General features: G+C 72.0%; 16 protein-coding genes. 6 read left to right on the plus strand and 10 right to left on the minus strand.

Annotation, left to right across the window (positions count from 1 at the left end; translation table 11 throughout):
- Nucleotides 1-11 precede the first annotated feature (11 nt).
- Nucleotides 12-1,181 (plus strand): GNAT family N-acetyltransferase, encoded by a 1,170-nt coding sequence (locus M6I34_RS02495; RefSeq protein ID WP_272484137.1) that lies wholly within the window; start codon nt 12-14, stop codon nt 1,179-1,181.
- Here the strand turns inward: M6I34_RS02495 and M6I34_RS02500 are convergent.
- The 3 genes from M6I34_RS02500 to M6I34_RS02510 are packed head-to-tail and all read right to left on the minus strand — an operon-like array spanning nt 1,124 to nt 6,948.
- Complete coding sequence (locus tag M6I34_RS02500) at nt 1,124-2,575, minus strand: efflux transporter outer membrane subunit (protein WP_272484138.1); 1,452 nt, start codon at nt 2,573-2,575, stop codon at nt 1,124-1,126. The genes M6I34_RS02495 and M6I34_RS02500 overlap by 58 nt on opposite strands.
- Complete coding sequence (locus M6I34_RS02505; protein ID WP_272484139.1) at nt 2,572-5,724, minus strand: efflux RND transporter permease subunit; 3,153 nt, start codon at nt 5,722-5,724, stop codon at nt 2,572-2,574. Before M6I34_RS02505 ends, M6I34_RS02500 begins: the two co-directional genes overlap by 4 nt.
- A gap of 12 nt (nt 5,725-5,736) precedes the next feature.
- The gene (locus tag M6I34_RS02510; RefSeq protein ID WP_272484140.1) at nt 5,737-6,948 is read right to left on the minus strand and encodes an efflux RND transporter periplasmic adaptor subunit; all 1,212 of its coding nucleotides are present in this window, start codon (nt 6,946-6,948) and stop codon (nt 5,737-5,739) included.
- Nucleotides 6,949-7,066: 118 nt separating this feature from the next.
- Between M6I34_RS02510 and M6I34_RS02515 the strand changes: the two genes are divergently transcribed.
- A complete protein-coding gene (locus M6I34_RS02515; protein ID WP_272484141.1) occupies nt 7,067-7,747 on the plus strand; it encodes a TetR family transcriptional regulator in 681 nt (226 codons plus the stop codon).
- Here M6I34_RS02515 and ppa read toward each other — a convergent pair.
- On the minus strand, nt 7,716-8,264 hold the full coding sequence (gene ppa, locus M6I34_RS02520; protein WP_272484142.1) for an inorganic diphosphatase: 549 nt from the start codon (nt 8,262-8,264) through the stop codon (nt 7,716-7,718). The genes M6I34_RS02515 and ppa overlap by 32 nt on opposite strands.
- Before the next feature lie 251 nt (nt 8,265-8,515).
- Here ppa and M6I34_RS02525 point away from each other — a divergent pair, with 251 nt between their 5' ends.
- Entirely contained in the window at nt 8,516-9,991 is a 1,476-nt protein-coding gene (locus M6I34_RS02525) for an aldehyde dehydrogenase family protein (RefSeq protein ID WP_272484143.1), read from the plus strand.
- A 199-nt stretch (nt 9,992-10,190) separates the two neighbouring features.
- Here the strand turns inward: M6I34_RS02525 and M6I34_RS02530 are convergent, their stop codons facing one another.
- From M6I34_RS02530 to M6I34_RS02555, 6 genes are read right to left on the minus strand one after another with little or no spacing between them, the layout of a single operon-like run.
- Complete coding sequence (locus tag M6I34_RS02530; RefSeq protein WP_272484144.1) at nt 10,191-11,459, minus strand: heme biosynthesis HemY N-terminal domain-containing protein; 1,269 nt, start codon at nt 11,457-11,459, stop codon at nt 10,191-10,193.
- Between the two features lie 12 nt (nt 11,460-11,471).
- A complete protein-coding gene (locus M6I34_RS02535; protein ID WP_272484145.1) occupies nt 11,472-12,707 on the minus strand; it encodes a uroporphyrinogen-III C-methyltransferase in 1,236 nt (411 codons plus the stop codon).
- Nucleotides 12,700-13,521 carry a uroporphyrinogen-III synthase gene (locus M6I34_RS02540; RefSeq protein ID WP_272484146.1) on the minus strand — a complete coding sequence of 274 codons (822 nt, stop codon included), beginning with the start codon at nt 13,519-13,521 and terminating at the stop codon, nt 12,700-12,702. Before M6I34_RS02540 ends, M6I34_RS02535 begins: the two co-directional genes overlap by 8 nt.
- Nucleotides 13,503-14,453, minus strand: a complete 951-nt coding sequence (gene hemC, locus M6I34_RS02545) for a hydroxymethylbilane synthase (RefSeq protein ID WP_272486583.1) — start codon at nt 14,451-14,453, stop codon at nt 13,503-13,505. The genes M6I34_RS02540 and hemC overlap by 19 nt, the downstream gene beginning before the upstream one ends.
- Before the next feature lie 5 nt (nt 14,454-14,458).
- Nucleotides 14,459-15,259: a LytR/AlgR family response regulator transcription factor gene (locus tag M6I34_RS02550; RefSeq protein ID WP_272484147.1), complete on the minus strand. Its 801-nt coding sequence runs from the start codon at nt 15,257-15,259 to the stop codon at nt 14,459-14,461.
- Nucleotides 15,228-16,325, minus strand: coding sequence for a sensor histidine kinase (locus M6I34_RS02555; protein WP_272484148.1), 1,098 nt, complete (start codon nt 16,323-16,325; stop codon nt 15,228-15,230). The genes M6I34_RS02550 and M6I34_RS02555 overlap by 32 nt, the downstream gene beginning before the upstream one ends.
- Nucleotides 16,326-16,466: 141 nt before the next feature.
- Between M6I34_RS02555 and argH the strand changes: the two genes are divergently transcribed.
- The 3 genes from argH to M6I34_RS02570 all read left to right on the plus strand — a co-directional run bounded on the left by argH (nt 16,467) and on the right by M6I34_RS02570 (nt 19,690).
- On the plus strand, nt 16,467-17,870 hold the full coding sequence (gene argH / locus M6I34_RS02560; RefSeq protein ID WP_272484149.1) for an argininosuccinate lyase: 1,404 nt from the start codon (nt 16,467-16,469) through the stop codon (nt 17,868-17,870).
- Between the two features lie 181 nt (nt 17,871-18,051).
- Nucleotides 18,052-19,371 carry a hemolysin family protein gene (locus M6I34_RS02565; protein WP_272486584.1) on the plus strand — a complete coding sequence of 440 codons (1,320 nt, stop codon included), beginning with the start codon at nt 18,052-18,054 and terminating at the stop codon, nt 19,369-19,371.
- A gap of 31 nt (nt 19,372-19,402) precedes the next feature.
- Nucleotides 19,403-19,690: a DUF6479 family protein gene (locus M6I34_RS02570; RefSeq protein WP_272484150.1), complete on the plus strand. Its 288-nt coding sequence runs from the start codon at nt 19,403-19,405 to the stop codon at nt 19,688-19,690.
- Nucleotides 19,691-19,708: the final 18 nt, after the last annotated feature.

The raw sequence follows: 19,708 nt of genomic DNA on the forward strand, positions 1-19,708 counted from the left end.
GAGGAAAGGGGTTGTTCGAAGCGGCCGATTATCGCACGCGAGTGGTCGAGGGGCTCTCCGGGGTGTCCTGCGCCGACTGGAACGCGCTGGCCGGCGCGGCCTGCGGCGGCGTCCCGCAGCCCTTCCTGAGGCACGAGTTCCTGGCGGCGCTCGAATCGACCGGATGCGTCGGCGACGAGGCCGGCTGGTCGCCGCGCCACCTTCTGCTGGAGGACTCCGGCGGCCGGCTTCTCGCCGCGGTGCCGCTGTACCTGAAGTCGCACTCGTACGGCGAGTACGTGTTCGACTGGGCCTGGGCCGACGCCTACCGGCGGCACGGGCTGCGCTACTACCCGAAGCTGCTGTCGGCGGTGCCCTTCACGCCGGTGGCGGGCCCCAGGCTGCTCGCGGCCGATCCGGCCTCGCGCGCGGGGGCCGCCCGGGCGTTGATGGCGCTGGCGCGCGACAGCGGCCTGTCGTCGCTGCACGTGCTGTTCCCCGCCGACGGCGACGCGACGCTGCTCGAGGACGAAGGCGCGATGCGCCGGCGCGGCGTGCAGTTCCACTGGCGCAATCGCGGCTGGGCGTCGTTCGAAGACTTCCTCGCCGACCTGTCGCAGCCCAAGCGAAAGAAGATCCGCGCCGAGCGGCGCAAGGTCGCCGAGGCCGGACTGCGGATCGAGCGGCTGCAGGGCGAGGCGATCCGGCCCGCCGACTGGGCCTTCTTCGCGCGCTGCTACGAGAACACCTACGCGGCGCACGGCTCGACCCCCTACCTGAACCTCGCCTTCTTCGAGCGGATCGGCGAGGCGCTGCCCCGCAACCTGGTGCTGGTCGTGGCCCGCGACGGCGGGCGTCCGGTCGCTGCCAGCCTGCTGGTCGTCGACGACGAGCGCTGCTACGGCCGCTACTGGGGCGCGCTGGCCCACGTGCCCTGCCTGCACTTCGAGCTGTGCTACTACCAGGCGATCGAGCTCGCGATCGATCGGAGGCTGGCGGTCATCGAGGGCGGCGCCCAGGGCGAGCACAAGATGGCGCGCGGCTTCGAGCCGGTCGAGACCTGCTCGGCGCACTGGCTGGCCGAGCCGGCTTTCGCCGAGGCGGTCGACCGGTTCCTGGCGCGCGAAGGCGGCCTGGTCGGCGCCTACCTCGACGAACTCGACGAGCGCTCGCCGTTCCGCGCGGCCGGTGCCCCGGCCTGAAGCGGGTCGGTCCAGCCGCCGCCCAGCGCCTTCATCAGGTCGACGCTGTAGGCCAGCATCGCCTGGCGGTTCCGGACCATCGCGAGCCCTGCGTCGTTGGCGACCCGCTGGGCGTCGATCACCTCGAGGAAGCTCGAGTAGCCGGCCTCGTAGCGCAGCGTGGCCAGCCTGACCGTGTTGCGCGCGGCCCGCAGGCGCGCCTCCAGGTCCGACTCGGCGCGGCGCGCTCGCGCGAGGTTCTCGAGGCCGTCGGCCACTTCGCGATAGGCGGTCTCCGCGGTCTTCTGGTAGGCGGCCAGCGCCTGCCGCTGCCGCGCCTCGGCCTGGTCGACCCGGGCCTCGAGGCGGCCCGCATCGAAGATCGGCAACGTGAGGCCGAAGCCCAGCGACCAGATCCGCGCGCCCGAGGACAGCAGGTCGGAAAGATCCCGGCTCTGGCCTCCCAGCGAGCCGGTCAGCGAGATCGTCGGGCGCAGCGCGGCCTTCGCCACGCCGATCCGGGCGTTCGCGGCCACCAGGTTCTCCTCGGCCTGGCGTAGGTCGGGGCGACGGTCGAGCAGCGAAGCGGGCAGCCCCGCGGGCGGCGCCGGGGGGACCGGCATGCGATTCAGGTCGCCGGCCTCGACGCGCAGCTCGGGGCGTCCGGACAGGGCGCCGAGCTGGCGCTCGAGCGCGGCCCGCTGCCGCTGCAGTTCGTTGAGCTGGATCGCCGCTTCGGCCCTCGCCGACTCGGCCTGGTTCAGGTCGAGGTCGGACGCGATGCCGCCGCGCGCGCGCGCCCTGACCAGCTCGAGCGACTCGTCGCGCAGGGCCAGCGTCTCGCGGGTCAGCGCCATCTGCGAGTCGACCGAGCGAAGCGCGAACCAGGCCTGGGTCGCGGCGCCGGCCAGCGCCAGCTCGACCACGTCGCGGGCGTAGCGGGTGGCGAAGGTCTGGGCCTCGGCCGCTTCGGCGCCACGGCGCAGGCGGCCCCAGAAGTCGAGCTCGAACGAGGTCGACAGCGCGATCCGGTTGTCGGTTCGAATGCGCGGGAAGCCCGACGGCAGCGGCGTGGCACCGCGGGTCGTGACCTGCGATCGCGACACGCCGCCGTCGAGCGTGACCTGGGGCGAGAGCACGGCCCAGGCCTCGCGCAGCACCGCCTCGGCCTCGTCGACCTGCGCGATCGCGAGCCGCAGGTCCGCGTTGCGCGCGAGCGCGTCGCCCAGCAGCGCGTCGAGCCCGGGATCGCGGTACAGCGTCCACCAGTCGCGCGGGATCGAAGGCGCGGGCGAGGCGGCCTCGTCGAAACTCGCGGGCAGCGTCGTCGCCGGGCGCTGGTAGTCGGGTCCGGACAGCGCGCAGCCCGCGGACAGCGCGGCCGCGGCGAGCGCCGCGAGGAGTGCGCGTCTCATTGCTGCTCTCCCTGATCGCCGTGCGGCCCGGCCACGCCCGCTGCGCTCGATCCGCCCGGAGAGCCCTGCCCGCGGCGCCTGCGCGCCGTCACGGTGAAGAAGAGCGGCACGAAGATCGGCGCGACGAAGGTCGCCAGCAGCATGCCGCCGACCACGCCGGTGCCCATCGACTGACGGGCGGCGGCGCCGGCGCCGGAGGCGATCGCCAGCGGCAGCACGCCGAGCACGAAGGCCAGCGAGGTCATCACGATCGGGCGGAAGCGCAGCCGCGCCGCCTGCAACGCCGACTCCAGCGGCGTCTTGCCGGCCAGGAAGGCCTGCTGCGCGAATTCCACGATCAGGATCGCGTTCTTCGCGGCCAGGCCGATCAGCACGACCAGGCCGATCTGGAAGTAGATGTCGTTCTCCATCCCGCGCAGGAAGACGAGCCCCAGCGCGCCGGCGATCGCGAAGGGCACCGCCAGCAGCACCGCGACCGGCAGGCCCCAGCGCTCGTAGAGCGCGGCGAGGATCAGGTAGACCATCACGATCGCGAAGCCGAAGGCGAACACCGACGCGCTGCCGGTGCGTTTCTCCTGGAAGGCCTGGCCGGTCCAGGCGATCGAGTAGCCGGCCGGCAGCGTGCGCGCGGCGACCTCCTCGACCGCGCGAATCGCGTCGCCCGAGCTCACGCCGGGCTTGCCGCTGCCGAGCACCTTGGCCGCCACGTAGCCGTTGAAGCGCTCGAGCTGCTCGGGGCCGACGATGCCGCGCACCGCCACCAGCGCATCGAGCGGGATCATCTCGCCGCTGGCCGCCGATCGCACCCAGACGCGGCCCAGGTCGTCGGGCTGCATCCGGAACGGCGCGTCGGCCTGCAGCTGCACCCGGTAGGTGCGCCCGAACTTGTTGAAGTCGTTCACGTACAGCGTGCCCATCGTGGCCTGCAGCGCCTCGAACACCTCCGGCACCGACACGCCCAGCGACAGCGCCTTCTCGCGGTCGACGTCGACCTGCAGCTGCGGCACGCTGGGCCGGAAGAAGGTGTTGATGCCCTGCAGCTGCGGATTCGCGCGCAGCTCGGCCATGAACAACTGGACCACCTCGGCGAGCCGCTTCGGGTCGGCGTCTCCCCTGCCCTGCACGTAGACCTCGAAGCCGCCGGCGGTGCCCAGGCCCCGGATCGCGGGGGGGTTGAACGCGAGCGCCATGCCGTCGGTGAGCGCCATGCCCTTCATGAAGATCTCGCCGGCGACCTGCGGCGCGCTCTGGGTCCGCTCCTTCCAGTCCTTCAGCGGCACGAAGATCGTGGCCGCGTTGCTCTTGTTTCCGCCGCCGATCAGGTCGAAGCCGTTCACGACGAACATGTTCTGGATCGCCGGGTGCCCCTCGAACATCTTCTGGATCTGGGCGCCGGAGCGGCCGGTTCGCTCCAGCGTCGCGCCGTCGGGCAGCACGATGGCGCCGATCACGTAGCCCTGGTCCTCGGCAGGCACGAAGCTGCCGGGGATGCGGACGAACAGCGTGGCCGCCAGCGCGAGCACGCCGCCGAAGGCCAGCAGCGACAGCACCTTGTGGCCGGCGGCGAAACGCACCGCCGCCATGAACAGCCGGGTCACCGCGTCGAAGCCCCGGTTGAACGGCCTGAACAGCCTGGACTCGTGGTGGACCGACTTGAGCATCAGCGCGCACATGACCGGCGTGAGCGTCAGGGCGACGAAGCCCGACAGCACCACCGCGATCGCCACGGTGACCGCGAACTGGCGGTACAGCTGGCCTGCGATGCCGCCGAGGAAGGCGACCGGCACGAACACCGCGCACAGCACCAGCACGATCGCGACCACCGCGCCGGACACCTCGCGCATCGCCTCGATCGCGGCGTCGCGCGCGCCGAGCTTCTCCTCGCGCATCAGCCGCTCGACGTTCTCGAGCACGACGATCGCGTCGTCGACGACGATGCCGATCGCGAGCACCATCGCGAACAGCGTCAGCGTGTTGATCGAGAAGCCGAAGACCCACAGGCCGGCGAAAGTGCCGATCAGCGACACCGGCACCGCCACCATCGGGATGATCGTCGCGCGCCAGCTCTGCAGGAACAGGAACACGACCAGGACCACCAGCACGGCCGCCTCGACGATCGTCTTGACGACCTCGTCGATCGACGACGAAACGTAGCGCGTCGTGTCGAACGGGATCACGTAGTCCAGGCCCTCGGGGAAGGCGCCCTTCAGCTCGTTCATCCGCGCGCGCACCGCATCGGCCACGTCGAGCGCGTTGGCGCCCGACTGCAGGAAGACCGCGGTGCCGATCGTCGGCTTGCCGTCCAGCGTGTTGAAGGCGTCGTAGCTCTGGGCGCCGAGCTCGATCCGCGCGACGTCCTTCAGCCTGAGGATGCCCTGCGGGCCGCCGGCGCGGACCACGATCTCGCCGAACTCCTCGGGCTCGACCAGGCGCCCGCGCGCGGTGACCGTGTAGACCAGGCTCTGGCCGGGCACGGCCGGCTCGGCGCCGATCTTGCCGGCCGCGTACTGGGCGTTCTGGGCGCGGATCGCGGCGGCGATCTCCGAGGTCGTGATCCCCAGCGAGGCCATCCGGTCGGGCCGCAGCCACACCCGCATCGAGTAGTCGCGCGCGCCGAAGATCGTGACGTCGGCCACGCCCGGCAGGCGCTTGAGCTCGTCGACGATGTTCAGCGACGAGTAGTTGGACAGGTACAGCGTGTCGAAGCGGCCGTCGGGCGACGTGAGCGCGACGACCAGCAGGATGTCGTTCGAGCGCTTCTGGACCGTGACGCCGTTGCGGCGTACCTCGTCGGGCAGCCGCGGCAGCGCGAGCTGCACCCGGTTGTTGACGTTGAAGGTGGCCTGGTCGATGTCGGTCCCGACCTCGAAGGTGGTGGTGATCGTGACCTGGCCGTTCGACGACGAGCTGGAGTTGAAGTAGAGCAGGTTCTCGACGCCCGAGAGCTGCTCCTCGATCGGCGCGGCAACCGTGCGCGCGAGCGTCTCGGCGCTGGCGCCGGGATAGCTCGCGTTGACCGTCACGGTGGGCGGCGCGATCTGCGGATACTGGGCGACCGGCAGGATCTGCGAGGCGACCAGACCCGCCAGCGTGATGACGATCGACAGGACGGCCGCGAAGATCGGGCGGTCGATGAAGAAGCGCGACATGCCGGGCGACCGTCAGTTGGCAGCCGGCGCGGCCGGCTTGTCGCCGCTTCCCGGCGCGGCGCCCGCCGGCGCCTGCGCCGGCTTCGGCTGCACTTTCGCGCCGGGCCGCAGCCGGATCAGGTTGTCGATCGCGACGCGCTCGCCGGCCTTCAGGCCTTCGCGCACGATCCAGTCGCGGCCGACCCACTCGCCGGTCTGCACCGGCCGCGGCGAGACCGTGTCGTCGGCGCCGATCACCCAGACGAAGGGGCCGCGGTCGCCCTGAGCGACCGCCGACTGCGGCACCAGGATCGAGTCGGCCTCGCCGATCGCCACCCGCAGCCTGACGAACTGTCCGGGCAGCAGCGCGAGGGACGGGTTCGGGAACTCCGCGCGCAGCTGCACGGTGCCCAGCCGGGGATCGACCGTCGACGCGGTGAAGTTGAGGCGCCCGGTCGGCAGCGGCGCGCCGGCCGCCTGCGCGGCGGCACCGTTCGCACCGCCCGTCGCCGGCGATTCCAGCGTGACCGGCGACGCGTCGCCGCGGCCTGCCCGCAGGCGGGCGTACTCGCCCTCGGAAAGCGAGAAGCGCACCCACAGCGGGTCGGTGCGGGTCAGCGTGGTCAGCAGGCCGGCTTCGGTCGCCCCGCTCACCAGGCTCCCCTCGGAGCGCTGCGAGCGGCCGGCAACCCCGGAGATCGGCGCCTTGACCGTCGTGTACGAAAGGTTGAGTTCAGCCTGCCGGACCCCGGCACGCGCGGCCTGCAGCGAGGCGTCGAGCTGCCTGAGGCTGGCGGCCGCGTCGTCGTATTCGCGCTGGCTGATCGCGCGACTCGCGAGCAGGCCCTGCAGTCGCTTCGCCTCGCCGGCCGCCCGGTCGCGGCGGGCCTGCTCCTGCGCGAGCACGGCCCGGGCCTGCTGCAGCGCGATCTCGAAGGGGGCTCGCTCGATCCGGTACATCGGCGTGCCGGCCTTGATCGGCTCGCCCTCGCGGAACAGCTGTCTCTCGAGGATGCCGGTGACCCGCGCCCTGACCTCGACCTCGCGCGAGCCCTCGGTGCGCCCCACTGCCTCGATCGTGACCGGAACACGCTTCGGCTCGACGCTCAGCGCGGTGACCGACACCGGCGGGGGCGCGGCGGGCGCGGCGCCCTGCTTGCCGTCGCCGGCCTTGTCGCCGCAAGCGGCCAGCACGAGAGCCACCGACAGCGAAGCGGCGACGCGAGGCAGGCGGGAGTTCGGCATGGTCCTGGAATCCGCTGGAGGGAGAACCGGCGATTATATACAATCAAGAATGTATGTTCGATGGCGCGGGCTTGTCAGTCACGACGATCGCGACATTCCCCTTCCCTCCAAGGACGAGATGGCCCGACGAACCAAGGAAGCCTCCGACCAGACCCGCCGGGACATCATCGCGGCGGCGCGTCGCGAGTTCGCCCGCCGGGGTGTCTCCCGCACCTCGCTGGAGCAGATCGCCCGCGCGGCCGGCGTGACGCGGGGCGCGGTCTACTGGCATTTCGCAGACAAGCAGGCGCTGTTCGACGCGATGCGCGACGAGGTCAGGCTGCCGATCGTCGACTTCCTCGACATCGGCGGCGCCGGCGCTCCGGCCGCCCAGGGGAAGGATCCGCTCGACTGGATCGCGATCCTGCTCGAGGGGGTGATGACGCAACTCGAGTCCGACCCGCTCACTCGCGAGACCTGGGACATCCTGAGCTTTCGCTGCGAGTACGTCGAGGCGTTGCTGGAGGAACTCGACGCGCAGCGCAGGTCGCACGCCGAGTTCCGCGACCTGCTGCTGCCGGCCTACCGACGCGCGGCCGAGGCCGGCCTGCTGCGACCCGACCTCGAGCCTGCGGTCGCGGCGACCGAGACCATGGTCTTCATGACCGGACTGGTCCGCGTGTGGCTGGTCGACGACGGCAGCACGCTGGTTCGCCAGGGGTGGCGGCCGCTGATCGAAGGCCACCTGCGGGCGATGCGGGCAACGCCGCCCTCGCCCGAGCCGCCGTTCAGAAGTGCGGCTTGTCCTTCATCGACTTGAAGCGCCGGACGCCGTCCATGATCTCGGCGGCAGCCTCTTCCGGCCCGCCCCAGCCGACCACCTTGACCCACTTTCCGGGCTCCAGGTCCTTGTAGTGCTCGAAGAAGTGCTGGATGGTCGCGAGCCTTTCCGGCGCGATGTCGGTGACCTTCCGCCAGTGCTTGTAGATCGGCAGGATCTTGTCGACCGGCACGGCCAGCAGCTTCGCGTCGCCGCCGGCCTCGTCCTCCATCTTCAGCACGCCGAGCGGCCGGCAGCGCACGACCGCGCCGGTGGTCACCGGGAAGGGCGTGATCACCAGCACGTCGACCGGATCGCCGTCGTCGGCCACCGTGTGCGGGATGTAGCCGTAATTGCACGGGTAGTGCATGGCGGTCATCATGAAGCGGTCGACGAACAGCGCGCCGGTCTCCTTGTCGACCTCGTACTTGATCGGGTCGGCGGCCATCGGAATTTCGATGATGACGTTGAAGTCGTTCGGCAGGTCGCGTCCGGAGTCGACTCGGTCGAGGTTCATGGCGGTATCGTCGGAAGAGGTTCGGAGGGGTCTTGTGCCTGTCGTGCCGCGCGGGCTGGACCCTTTGAGGCCGCTTCGTGGCCGGCGCGCGAGTCCGTTATTGTAACGATTTTGTGCGGCGCACAATCGGGCGTTTCCCGGCCCGGCGGCGCGGCGGGCGCCGCCGCGAGCGATAATCTCGCGAAACCGCGGCGCCGCGCGGCCCGCCGCATCCCGCACCCGAACCCCGAACGCCAAGAACGGATCCAGACATGCTCCAGAGCCCTGCCCGCCACCTGCACTTCATCGACAACCGTGCCGTGCCCGCGGCGAGCGGCGAGAGCCTGCCGGTCGTCGACCCGTCCGACGGGTCGACCTTCGCGGCGATCGCCAGGGGAGACGCGCGCGACGTCGACGCCGCGGTTCGCGCCGCGCGCCGCGCCTTCGACGGCGACGCCGGCGAGCCGGCCGGCGGCGCGTGGGGCCGCAGCAACGCGGTGGAGCGCGGCCGCCTGCTGCGGCGCTGGTCCGACCTGGTCCTGGCCCACCAGGAGGAGCTCGCCGCGATCGAGTCGCGCGACACCGGCAAGCCGATCTCGCAGGCCCGCGCCGATGCCGCCGCGCTGGCCCGCTACTTCGAGTTCTACGCCGGCGCGGCCGACAAGCTGCACGGACAGACCATCCCGTACCAGCACGGCTACACCGTGCTCACGGTTCGCGAGCCCCACGGCGTGACCGGGCACATCGTTCCGTGGAACTATCCGATGCAGATCTTCGGCCGCACGGTCGGCGCCGCGCTGGCCGCCGGCAACGCCTGCGTCGTCAAGCCGGCCGAGGACGCCTGCCTGTCGCTGCTTCGCGCGGCCGAGCTCGCCGCCGAGGCGGGTTTCCCGGCCGGCGCGCTGAACATCGTGACCGGGCTCGGCTCCGAGGCGGGCCAGGCGCTCAGCGAGCACCCAGGCATCGACCACATCTCGTTCACCGGCTCCACCGGCACCGGCCGGCGCGTCGCGGCCGCGGCGGCCGCTCGCCACTGCCCGGTCACGCTGGAGCTCGGCGGCAAGTCCCCGCAGCTGGTGTTCGCCGACGCCGACCTCGACGCCGCGCTGCCGGTGCTGGTGGGCGCGATCATCCAGAACGCGGGCCAGACCTGCTCGGCGGGCAGCCGGGTGCTGATCGAGGCCTCGATCTACGACGCGCTGATGGCACGGCTGGCCGAGCGCTTCGCGGCCTTGCGCGCCGGGCCCGGCGCCGCCGACCTGGACCTCGGCCCGCTGGTGTCGAAGCGACAGCTGGGCCGGGTCCGCGAGTTCCTCGACGGCGGCCGGGCGAGCGGGCTGCGGATCGCCGCACAGGGCCGGGTGGTCGACGATGCGCCGGCCGAAGGCTTCTACCAGGCGCCGGTGCTGTTCGCCGACGTGCCGGCCGGCGACACCCTGTTCCAGGAGGAGGTCTTCGGGCCGGTGCTGGCCGCCACCCCGTTCCGCGACGAGGCCCACGCGGTCGCGCTCGCGAACGGCACGCCCTACGGCCTGGTCGCCGGCGTCTGGACCCGCGACGGCGCGCGCCAGATGCGGCTGGCCCGGTCGCTGCGCGCCGGCCAGGTCTTCGTGAACAACTACGGCGCCGGCGGCGGTGTCGAGCTGCCCTTCGGCGGCGTGGGCCACAGCGGCTACGGGCGCGAGAAAGGCTTCGAGGCGCTGTACGGGTTCACGGCGCTGAAGACGATCGCGGTGCGGCACGGCTGACCGTCGGGCGAATCGCCCGGCGCGGCGGGGCGCCCGCCTCGCTTCGTGTCGTTCGCGCCCGGCACGAGGCGCCTGAGCCCTTTCCGGGACACGAGGCTGCGCCCCGTGCCTCGAGTCAGTGCCAGGGTCGCAGCTCCTGATGTCCCGGGGAGGGTCGAGCTGCCTCGCGGCCGAAACCCGGTGCCTCGAGACCTGTCGACTACGGCCCCGGCAGGGGCAGCACCGGCGGCTGTTCGTCCTCGGTTTCGGGGGGCGGGAGTTCGGCGCGGCGCTCGGGCGCCAGGCGGACCCCCTCGTCGCCGAAGGCGGTCAGCGCGGACTCGCGGTACCAGCGGGCCGCGTCTTCCGGGCGGCCGAGCTGCTCGCACATCTGGCCGAGCAGCGCCCGGACCATCGCGTCGGGCGCCTTTCGCTCGGCACGCAGCAGGAATTCCTCGGCCTTGCCCCAGAGCTCCTCGCCTACGCAGAGCCGGCCGAGCGCCAGCAGCAGCGGCTGCTGCTCGCCCCAGCGTTGCAGCCAGGCTTCCGCGTGCGCGATCCGCTTGCGTCCGGCAATGCCGGTCAGGTCGGGCCACAGCGCGACCAGCTCTGGATCGAAGCGCGCGGCGAGCGCCCGTTCGACGATCTTCGCTGCGGCTTCGTGCAGGCCCGCGCGCAGCAGCGCGCGCACCGAGGCCAGCGCGACCTCCTCGATCTCGCGCTCGGGCGCGGGGATCTCGTCGAGCACGCGGCGCACCGATTCGGGATCGTCGCCGGCGCCGTCGAGCAGCGCGCGCAACGCCCTGACCCGCGACACGCGGGCTGCCGGCGCCTCGATCGCGTTGCGGCGCTCGAGCTGGCGAACGTGCTCGAGCACCTCGGTCCAGTTGCCGAGCCGTTCGTGGGCGCGCAGCGCGAGCCGCAAGGCGTGGATGTGGCGCGTGCCCCGGACCCGGACCTCGGCGATCGCCGCCAGAGCATCTTCGGGGCGCTTGTCCTCGAGCGCGATCTCGGCCTCGGTCATCCGGCGCGCGCCCTCGACCGCGGCCACCGCGCGAGCCGACTCGAGCCAGCGGTCGCGCCGCTCCGGCTCGCTCATCCGCTGCGCGGATCGCGCCGCGACCAGGGATGCCGTGCCGGCCAGCGCCTCGTCGGAAAGGGCGCCGCGCGCGAGCCGCTCGGCTCGTCCGAACCGGCCCTCGAGGTAGGCGAGCAGGCTGTCGCGCAGGCCCTGCAGGGCCTTCTCGCGCTGCCGCCTCTCGCGGTATTCCCGCACTCTTCCGGGCAGGTTCAGCGCGCCGGACAGGATTCCGAACAGAAGGTGCAGCAGCAGGAAGACGGCGAGCAGGATCAGCACGGCAAGGTTGACCGACAGGTCGACCCGGTAAGGCGGCCACAGGATCGCGACATTGCCGTGGCTGCCGCGCATCAGCAGTGCGATGCCGACCGCGGCGGAAACGACGATCAGGAGCCAGACGACGCGGCGCATCGGCGGCCCCGCTCAGCGAGTGGCAGTGCGCGCCAGGCGCACCGCAGCGACGCTGTCGTCGATGCGAGGCGGCTCGAGCACGAGCTTCGCGCCGAGCATCTGGCGCAACTGGTTCTGCACCGCGATCACGTTGCGGTGCTCGCCGTCGTAGTAGGACTCGATCCAGCGGCGCGCGCGCTCGAGATCGGAGCGGTAGACCGACGCGTTGCGCGAGAGCAGCGCGAGCCGTGCGTTGAGCAGGGTCAGGCGAAGGTTCTGGCGCAGGAAATAGGCTTCGGACGGCGCGACCAGCACCGCCTCGGGAGAATCGATGCGGCGGACCCGGAAGAGCTCGCGCAGCTCGTTGCCGAATGCGCCCAGGGTTGCGCCGAGCCGGTCGGCAGCGGACGGCGCCTGGGAAGCGGCGGCCTGGGCCTCGGGGGCAGCGGCCTGACCGTCGGCGCCGGTCTCGCCCGGCTGCCGCGCTTCTGGCCCGGCCACCCGGCGCGCCGCGCCGGCGGGCTCGCGGACGGTCGACAGCAGCGGCAACTGGTCGAGCGCGGCGACCAACGCGTCGATGCGCAGCGCCAGGCGCCCGACGTCGCTGGCCGGGTGCACCCGCAGCTTCTCGATGTCGCGGGCCAGCGCCACGCGCACCGGCGCGAGCCGGGCGTCGCTCTGTCGCGCGAGGCGCGCGTCGATGTCCTGCAGCGCGGCCAGCACCGACTCGGTCTCGGCGCCCAGCGCGAGCTGCTGCGCGGCGAGCGTGAGGCCGGACTCGGCTTCGGCCAGCGTCACGTCGAGCGAGTCCTCGGCGCGGTCGCGGAACAGCTTCTCGACCTGCGCCTGCAGGCCGGCAGTCTCGGCCAGCTTGCTCTCGAGGACCGCGTTGCGGTTCTGCAGGTCGCGCAGCAGGTCGCGCGACTGCGCGAGGGTCGCGTCGAGCGAGATCACCTTCTGCTCGGCAGACTGCAGCCTGCGCGCGACCTCGCCCTCGATCCGGTCGAAGCGCTGCATCGACCACGCGCCCACCGCCAGCGCGATGAGGATTCCGATCGCACCGACGACGATGCCGGCGCGCCCGCCTCGCGAGTCGCCACGCGCCGGGCCGACCGCCCTGCCCTCGTCGGCGGACGCGCCGGCCGCTCCGGCGACGCCGGAGGCCACCCGGCCGGCATCCGCAGCGGAGCTTTCCCGCGCCGCTACGGTGTCGACCGTGTCGGCACCGCTGGTGCTGTCGGAGGGTGGCTTCTGATCGTTCTCAGTCACGTTCGGTTCCACTGCGCTGCGCACGGGCTGCAGGAGATTCTGTCGCGCCGTCCGCCGATTCTATCGCGGCACGGCATGCGTCGAAGCCGGGGCCGATCGTGGCCACCGATCGCCAGCCGGTTTCGCGCAGCTTCGCGGCGATCCTCGGGTGGATCGCCAGCGCATCCAGCGCGCGCAGGCCCGCCAGGCGAGCCGATCCGTCGGCAAGCTCGGCCAGGCGCTCGGCGGCATCGGTGGTGGTGACCAGCAGGCGCGGCCAGGCCGCTGCCGGCTCGGCCAGCCAGCCAGCCAGCCTCGCCAGCGCCTCGGGCGCCGCTTCGAGCCGCTCGCGCCGATAGGCCTCGAGGACCTCGATCCGGGCGCCCCGCGCGGCAAGTTCGCGTTCCAGGCGCGGGTTGCCCGCCTGAGCGCGCACGACCAGGATCGCCGCGTCGAGCGGCGCGGCGAGCTCCGGCAGCGCGAGCAGCGCGTCGGCGTCGAACTCCGGCCCGGGCGGGACCAGCAGGCCCGGATGCCGGTCGAGGCCGCGCGCGGCCAGTGCCGCGAGGCTGCCCGGACCGACGACCGCGGGCGCGAGGCCTGCGGGCCAGCCGTCCGGAAGCGAGTCGGCGAAGACCTCGACCGCGGTGGGACTGACCAGCACGACCCGATCGAAACCTTCCGCGCGAGCCAGCAGCGCGGCGGCCGACGGTTCCGAAGACGCGGGCCGCAGCGCGACGAAGGAAAGCACCAGCGCTTCGTGCCCCAGCGCGCGCAGCGCAGTCGCCCAGGCGCTCGCGCGCGGCTCGGGAAGGGTCAGGACGATCCGAGCCACCGGGCGGCGCCCTGGTCGAGCAGGCTGCGGGCGGCCGCCTCTCCGATCCGCTCGGCCGACGCGAGGTCGGCGCCGGCGCTTCGCTCGACCGCCTCGGCCATGCCGCTGCCGTCCTCGGCGGCGACCCTTGCCACCAGCTTGAGGCCGCCGCCGGCTTCGCTGACGCACCAGGCCGCGAGCGGCACGCGGCAGCTGCCTCCGAGCACCCGCGAGACCGCGCGTTCGGCCGCGACTTCGGCGGCGGTCGTCGGGTCGGCCAGCGGCGCCAGCCAGGCCGCGAGCTCGTTGCGCCCGGCGAGGGTCTCGATGCCGAGCGCTCCCTGCCCTGCCGCGGGAAGGCTGAGGTCGGGCGGGATGATCGCGCGGATCCGCTCGGCCAGCCCGAGCCGCTTGAGCCCCGCGGCGGCCAGGATGATCGCGTCGTACTGTCCGGCATCGAGCTTGGCCAGGCGCGTGTTGACGTTGCCGCGAAGCGGCAGCACCTCGAGGCCCGGGAAGCGATGGCGGACCTGGGCCGCCCGGCGCAGGCTCGAGGTGCCGACCCGCGCCCCCGCCGGCATCGACTCGAGCGAGGCGAAGCGCCCGGACACGAAGGCGTCGCGCGGATCCTCGCGCGGCATGATCACCGGCAGCGCGAACTGCGGCGCCAGCTCCATCGGCACGTCCTTCAGCGAGTGCACCGCGAGGTCGGCCCGGCCCTCGAGCAGGGCCACCTCGAGCTCCTTGATGAACAGCCCCTTGCCGCCGATCTCGTTGAGCGCCCGGTCGAGCACCCGGTCGCCGAGCGTGGTCATGCCGAGGATCGAGACCTCGCAGTCCGGGTACAGCGCCAGCAGCCGGTCGCGCACGTGCTCGGCCTGCCACATCGCCAGGCGGCTCTCGCGCGACGCGATGACCAGCCGCTTCGGCGAGCCGTGCGGGATGCCGGACATCGCGCTCAACCGACCAGGCTCTTGACGATCGACCACTGCCTGCGGCTCACCGGAAGGCGCTCGGTCACGTCGCGCAGCACGACCTGCCAGTACGGGTCGCCGCCTTCGGCCTCGCCCTGCGGCTGGACCCGCTCGAAACCGGCGATGGAGGGGCGCGCGACCAGCGCGTTGCGGTGGATGCGCACGAAGCGGTCGCTGAACTCCTCCTCCAGGCCGGTCAGCGACTCCTCGATCAGGTACTCGCGCTCCTTCGTGCGCACCGTGATGTACTTCAGCTCGGCCTTCAGGTAGATGACCTGCTCGAGCGGCACGAGGATCACGCGGCCGCGCTCGTGCACCGACAGGTGGCGGCGGCGGGTGTTGGTGGCGGCCGCCAGCTCGTCGATCTGCTGCGCGTGCTCGCTCGGCAGGCGAGTGAGCGCGCGGCGAAGCGCCTGGCCGAGCCGCTCGGCGCGCACGGGCTTGAGCAGGTAGTCGATCGCCCGCACCTCGAAGGCGTCGACCGCGAACTCGTCGTAGGCGGTCACGAAGATGATCAGCGGCATCTGCCTGGGCGACTCGGCCGACTGCGCGCGCGCCGAGATGTGGCGAGCCAGCTCGATCCCGGTCATGCCCGGCATCTGGATGTCGAGCAGCACGATCTGGGGCTGCGCGACCTCGATCTGCGAGAGCGCCTCGGGCGCGTTGGGCGCCTCGCCGACGATCCGGTGCGGGAATTCGGGGGCCAGGTCGGCCAGCAGCTCGCGAAGCCGCGAGCGGGCGACCGGTTCGTCGTCAACGATCAGGATCGAAGGTGCGTCTGACATCTCGGCGTCTTCTCTCTTTGCGGTAGGGGAACTGGACGACGACCCGGAATTGCCCGTCGTCCTCCTGGGTCTCGAGCTGCCCCTCGACGTCGAAGGTCAGCGCGAGGCGTTCGCGCACGTTGGACAGCGCCATGTGGTTGCCGGAACGGACCGGCGGCGCTTCGGCCAGCGGATTGGCGATCTCGACGCGCACCCGGTCGCCGCTCCTGGAGATCGCGATGCGGACCTCGCCGGGCGAGGTGCGCGGCTCGATGCCGTGGTGGACCGCGTTCTCGACCAGCGGCTGCAGCAGCAGCGACGGCAGCAGCGCATCGCCGGGCATCTCGCCGAGGTCCCAGCGGACCTCGAGGCGGTCGGTGAGCCGCAGCTTCTCGATCGTCAGGTACTCCTTGCACAGGAGCACCTCGTCGTCGAGCGGCACCAGCTCGCGGCTGTCCTTCATGAAGACGCGGAACAGGTCGGCGAGGTTCTCCAGCGTGCGCTCGGCCTGGCGCGCATCGCTGCGCATCAGGCCGATGACCGTGTTCAGGCTGTTGAACAGGAAGTGCGGCCGGATCCTCGCCTGGAGCGCCTGGAGGCGCCCCTCGGCCTGCGAGGGCTGCAGCGAAACCAGCCGCAGCCGCAGGAACTCGGCGATCAGCCAGGTGGCCGCCGCAGCGAGCGGCACCGCGAAGAGCGCGCGCTCGAGCAGGGACGAGGCCATCGGAGTGCTCGAGTAGATCCAGCCGACCAGCAGCGCGACCAGGAAGGCCAGCACCGAAGGCACCGACAGCGCGGCCGCCCACTGCGCGGGGCGCGGCCAGCCGTTGACGATGCGGCGCGCGACACAGAAGACGAGCAGCGACAGCAACGCGACCGGGTTGACCACCGATGCGGCGCGCAGCGCGACGTCGGGCGCCGAGCCGGGATCCTGGGCGATCAGCGGGGCCGCCAGCACCACCGCGACGTTCAGCGGCAGCAGCACCCGCGCCACGGTGCCGAGGTTGCAGCAGTCCGGCAGGACCGGCAAGGCGGCGCCGTCGGTCAGTCGCCGGCGTCGTGGGGCCGGCGGCTGCGCATCGTTCATCGATCGTCCCTTATCGTGCTGGCCGGGGCTCGTGCCGCGGCGCTCCTGCCGGGGCGCCGCGGGTCGAACCGTATAATCGGGGGCGTTCCGGCGCGCCGAGGACGCCGCGCAGCCGCTCCTTCCCCCTTATTCCGACCGATTATGACAGATCAATTCGCCAGGAAATCCGAGGCCTGGTCCGCGCGCTTTTCCGAGCCGGTCAGCGAGCTCGTCAAGCGCTACACCGCGTCGGTCGGCTTCGACAAGCGGCTCGCGATGGCCGACATCGACGGATCGCTCGCCCATGCGGCGATGCTCGAATCGGCGGGCCTGCTGTCGGCGGACGACCTGGCGGCGATCCGCGGCGGCATGGAGAAGATCCGCGGCGAGATCGCCTCCGGCGCCTTCGAATGGTCGATCGACCTGGAAGACGTCCACCTGAACATCGAGAAGCGGCTGACCGAGCTGGTCGGCGACGCGGGCAAGCGGCTGCACACCGCCCGCTCGCGCAACGACCAGGTGGCCACCGACATCCGGCTCTGGTTGCGCGGCACGATCGACGACATCGTGGCGGCGCTCGAGGCGCTGCAGCGGGCGCTGCTCGCGAAGGCCGGCGAGCACGCCGACACGATCATGCCGGGCTTCACCCACCTGCAGGTCGCGCAACCCGTCACCTTCGGTCACCACCTGCTCGCCTACGTCGAGATGTTCGCGCGCGACGCCGAGCGCATGCTCGACTGCCGCAAGCGGGTCAACCGGCTGCCGCTGGGCGCGGCCGCGCTGGCCGGCACCAGCTATCCGATCGACCGCGAGTTCGTCGCTCGCCAGCTCGGTTTCGACGGCCTGTGCGAGAACTCGCTCGACGCCGTTTCCGACCGCGACTTCGCGATCGAGTTCTGCGCCGCCGCGGCGCTGGTCATGACCCACGTCTCCCGGCTCTCCGAGGAGCTGATCCTCTGGATGTCGCCGCGGGTGGGCTTCATCGACCTGGCCGACCGCTTCTGCACCGGCTCCTCGATCATGCCGCAGAAGAAGAACCCCGACGTGCCCGAGCTCGCGCGCGGAAAGACCGGCCGGGTCAACGGCCACCTGGTCGGCCTGCTCACCTTGATGAAGGGGCAGCCGCTCGCCTACAACAAGGACAACCAGGAAGACAAGGAACCGCTGTTCGACACGGCCGACACGCTGCTCGAGACGCTGCGCATCTTCGCCGACATGAGCGGCGGGATCACGGTGCGGGCCGAGCGCATGCGGCAGGCGGCCGCGGAGGGTTTTTCCACGGCCACCGACCTGGCCGACTACCTGGTCCGCAAGGGCCTGCCCTTTCGCGACGCGCACGAAGCGGTCGCCCGCGCGGTGCGTGCGGCGGCCGACCGGGGCGTGGACCTCGCCGACCTGTCGCTCGACGAGTTGCGCGCGTTCTCGCCGCTGGTCGCCGGCGACGTCTTCGACGCGCTCACGCTCGAGGGCTCGGTCGGGGCGCGGAACCACCGCGGCGGCACCGCGCCGGAACAGGTCCGGGCGGCGATCGCACGCCATCTCGCACGCCTCGGGGCGCCGCTATAATCGTTCGCTCCAAAACCATTTCGGGGGCAGTCCCGGCCGACCGGCCCGTGCCGGCCCCCACCACGATGCAAGACTCGGAGCCTGAACCGCGCCACCGGCGCGAAACCTCCCGCCATTTCCGTCGAAGCCCCCTCGCCCGCGTGGTGACATGCGGTGCGGCTCGCCGGCGAGGCCTCCGATGATCGAGATCCTGATCCTTCTCGGGCTCATCGTCCTGAACGGCCTGTTCGCGATGTCCGAGATCGCGCTGGTCACGGCGCGCAAGGCGCGGCTCCAGAAGCTCGCCGACGACGGCGACCGCTCCGCCGTCCTGGCCATGTCGCTGGGCGAGGACCCCAACCGATTCCTGTCGACGATCCAGATCGGGATCACCTCGATCGGCATCCTGAACGGCATCGTCGGCGAGGCCGCCCTGGCCGCGCCTTTCGCCGACTGGATGGAAACGCTCGGCGCCAGCCAACCGTGGTCCGACTATGCCGCCACTGCCCTGGTGGTGATCGTCGTCACCTACGTGTCGATCGTGGTGGGCGAACTGGTCCCGAAGCGGCTCGGCCAGTTCAGCCCCGAGGGCATTGCCCGGGTCGTCGCGCGCCCGATGACATTGCTGGCGATCGCATCGCAGCCTTTCGTGCGCCTGCTGTCGGTCTCGACCGAGCTGCTGCTCAAGCTGATGGGCGCGAACCGCGTGGCCGGCCCCTCGGTCACCGAGGAGGAGATCCACGCGATGCTGGCCGAGGGCTCGCAGAGCGGCGTGATCGAGCAGAGCGAGCACGCGATGGTGCGCAACGTGTTCCGGCTCGACGACCGCCAGATCTCCTCGCTGATGGTGCCCAGGCCGGACATCGTGTGGCTCGATGTGACCGACCCGATCGAGGAGAACCTGGCCAAGGTCGCCGACACGGTGCACTCGCGCTTCCCGGTCTGCGAAGGCGGCATGCACGAGGTGCTCGGCTTCATCCACACCAAGCAGCTGCTGTCGCGCTCGCTGACCGGCCAGCCCTTCGACCTGAAGGCCGGCCTGCAGCCGCCGCTCTTCGTGCCGGAGACCCTGACCGGCATGGAGCTGCTCGAGAACTTCCGCAGCTCGAACGCGCACATCGCGCTGGTGATCGACGAGTTCGGCGAGATCCAGGGCCTGATCACGCTGCAGGACCTGCTCGAGGCGATCACCGGCGAATTCGGCGCGCCCGACGAGGAAACCAGCTGGGCGGTGCGCCGCGAGGACGGCTCCTGGCTGCTCGACGGGCTGATCCCGATTCCCGAGCTGAAGGACCGCCTCGAACTGCGCAGCGTGCCCGACGAGGACCGCGCGCGCTACCAGGCGCTCAGCGGCATGATGATGCTGATGCTGGGCCGGATGCCGCAGACCGGCGACACGGTCGTCTGGGAGAACTGGCGCTTCGAGATCGTCGACATGGACGGCAAGCGGATCGACAAGGTCCTGGCCACGCCGGTCGCCGTCGAGCCGGCCGAACTTCCCGCCGGGGCCGAAGGCGAATGAAGCCGCGGCCCGCCGCCCTGGAGATCAATCGATGCTGGCTTCGTTGCAGCGGCTGATCGCGCGCATCGCCGCGATCGCCGCGATCGTTCTCGGCGCCGCGGTGGCCGTCGTGCTCGCGCTCGTCACGCTGGTGTCGGGCCTGCTGATCGGCTCCGTCGTCGCGGTGGCGGCCTGGTTCGGCGCCCGCTCGCGACGCCGGGACGGGCGCGGGCCCTTCGACCGGGGCGGGCCGGGCGGGCAGCCGCCACGCGAGGGCGGCACGGTGATCGACGTCGAGATGCGCGAGCTCGACCGCGACGAGCCGCCCCGCCGCGACTGATCGCGGCGAACTTCCCCG

Origin of the sequence: Zeimonas sediminis (assembly GCF_023721795.1) — a bacterium.
Classification (GTDB): domain Bacteria; phylum Pseudomonadota; class Gammaproteobacteria; order Burkholderiales; family Burkholderiaceae_E; genus Zeimonas; species Zeimonas sediminis.

What these genes read in the sequence shown, in the direction of transcription:
- M6I34_RS02500 (WP_272484138.1), bottom strand. Translation starts at nt 2,575, where the DNA reads ATGAGACGCGCACTCCTCGCGGCGCTCGCCGCGGCCGCGCTGTCCGCG.
- M6I34_RS02505 (WP_272484139.1), bottom strand. Translation starts at nt 5,724, where the DNA reads ATGTCGCGCTTCTTCATCGACCGCCCGATCTTCGCGGCCGTCCTGTCG.
- M6I34_RS02510 (WP_272484140.1), bottom strand. Translation starts at nt 6,948, where the DNA reads ATGCCGAACTCCCGCCTGCCTCGCGTCGCCGCTTCGCTGTCGGTGGCT.
- M6I34_RS02515 (WP_272484141.1), top strand. Translation starts at nt 7,067, where the DNA reads ATGGCCCGACGAACCAAGGAAGCCTCCGACCAGACCCGCCGGGACATC.
- ppa (WP_272484142.1), bottom strand. Translation starts at nt 8,264, where the DNA reads ATGAACCTCGACCGAGTCGACTCCGGACGCGACCTGCCGAACGACTTC.
- M6I34_RS02525 (WP_272484143.1), top strand. Translation starts at nt 8,516, where the DNA reads ATGCTCCAGAGCCCTGCCCGCCACCTGCACTTCATCGACAACCGTGCC.
- M6I34_RS02530 (WP_272484144.1), bottom strand. Translation starts at nt 11,459, where the DNA reads ATGCGCCGCGTCGTCTGGCTCCTGATCGTCGTTTCCGCCGCGGTCGGC.
- hemC (WP_272486583.1), bottom strand. Translation starts at nt 14,453, where the DNA reads ATGTCCGGCATCCCGCACGGCTCGCCGAAGCGGCTGGTCATCGCGTCG.
- M6I34_RS02550 (WP_272484147.1), bottom strand. Translation starts at nt 15,259, where the DNA reads ATGTCAGACGCACCTTCGATCCTGATCGTTGACGACGAACCGGTCGCC.
- M6I34_RS02555 (WP_272484148.1), bottom strand. Translation starts at nt 16,325, where the DNA reads ATGAACGATGCGCAGCCGCCGGCCCCACGACGCCGGCGACTGACCGAC.
- argH (WP_272484149.1), top strand. Translation starts at nt 16,467, where the DNA reads ATGACAGATCAATTCGCCAGGAAATCCGAGGCCTGGTCCGCGCGCTTT.
- M6I34_RS02570 (WP_272484150.1), top strand. Translation starts at nt 19,403, where the DNA reads ATGCTGGCTTCGTTGCAGCGGCTGATCGCGCGCATCGCCGCGATCGCC.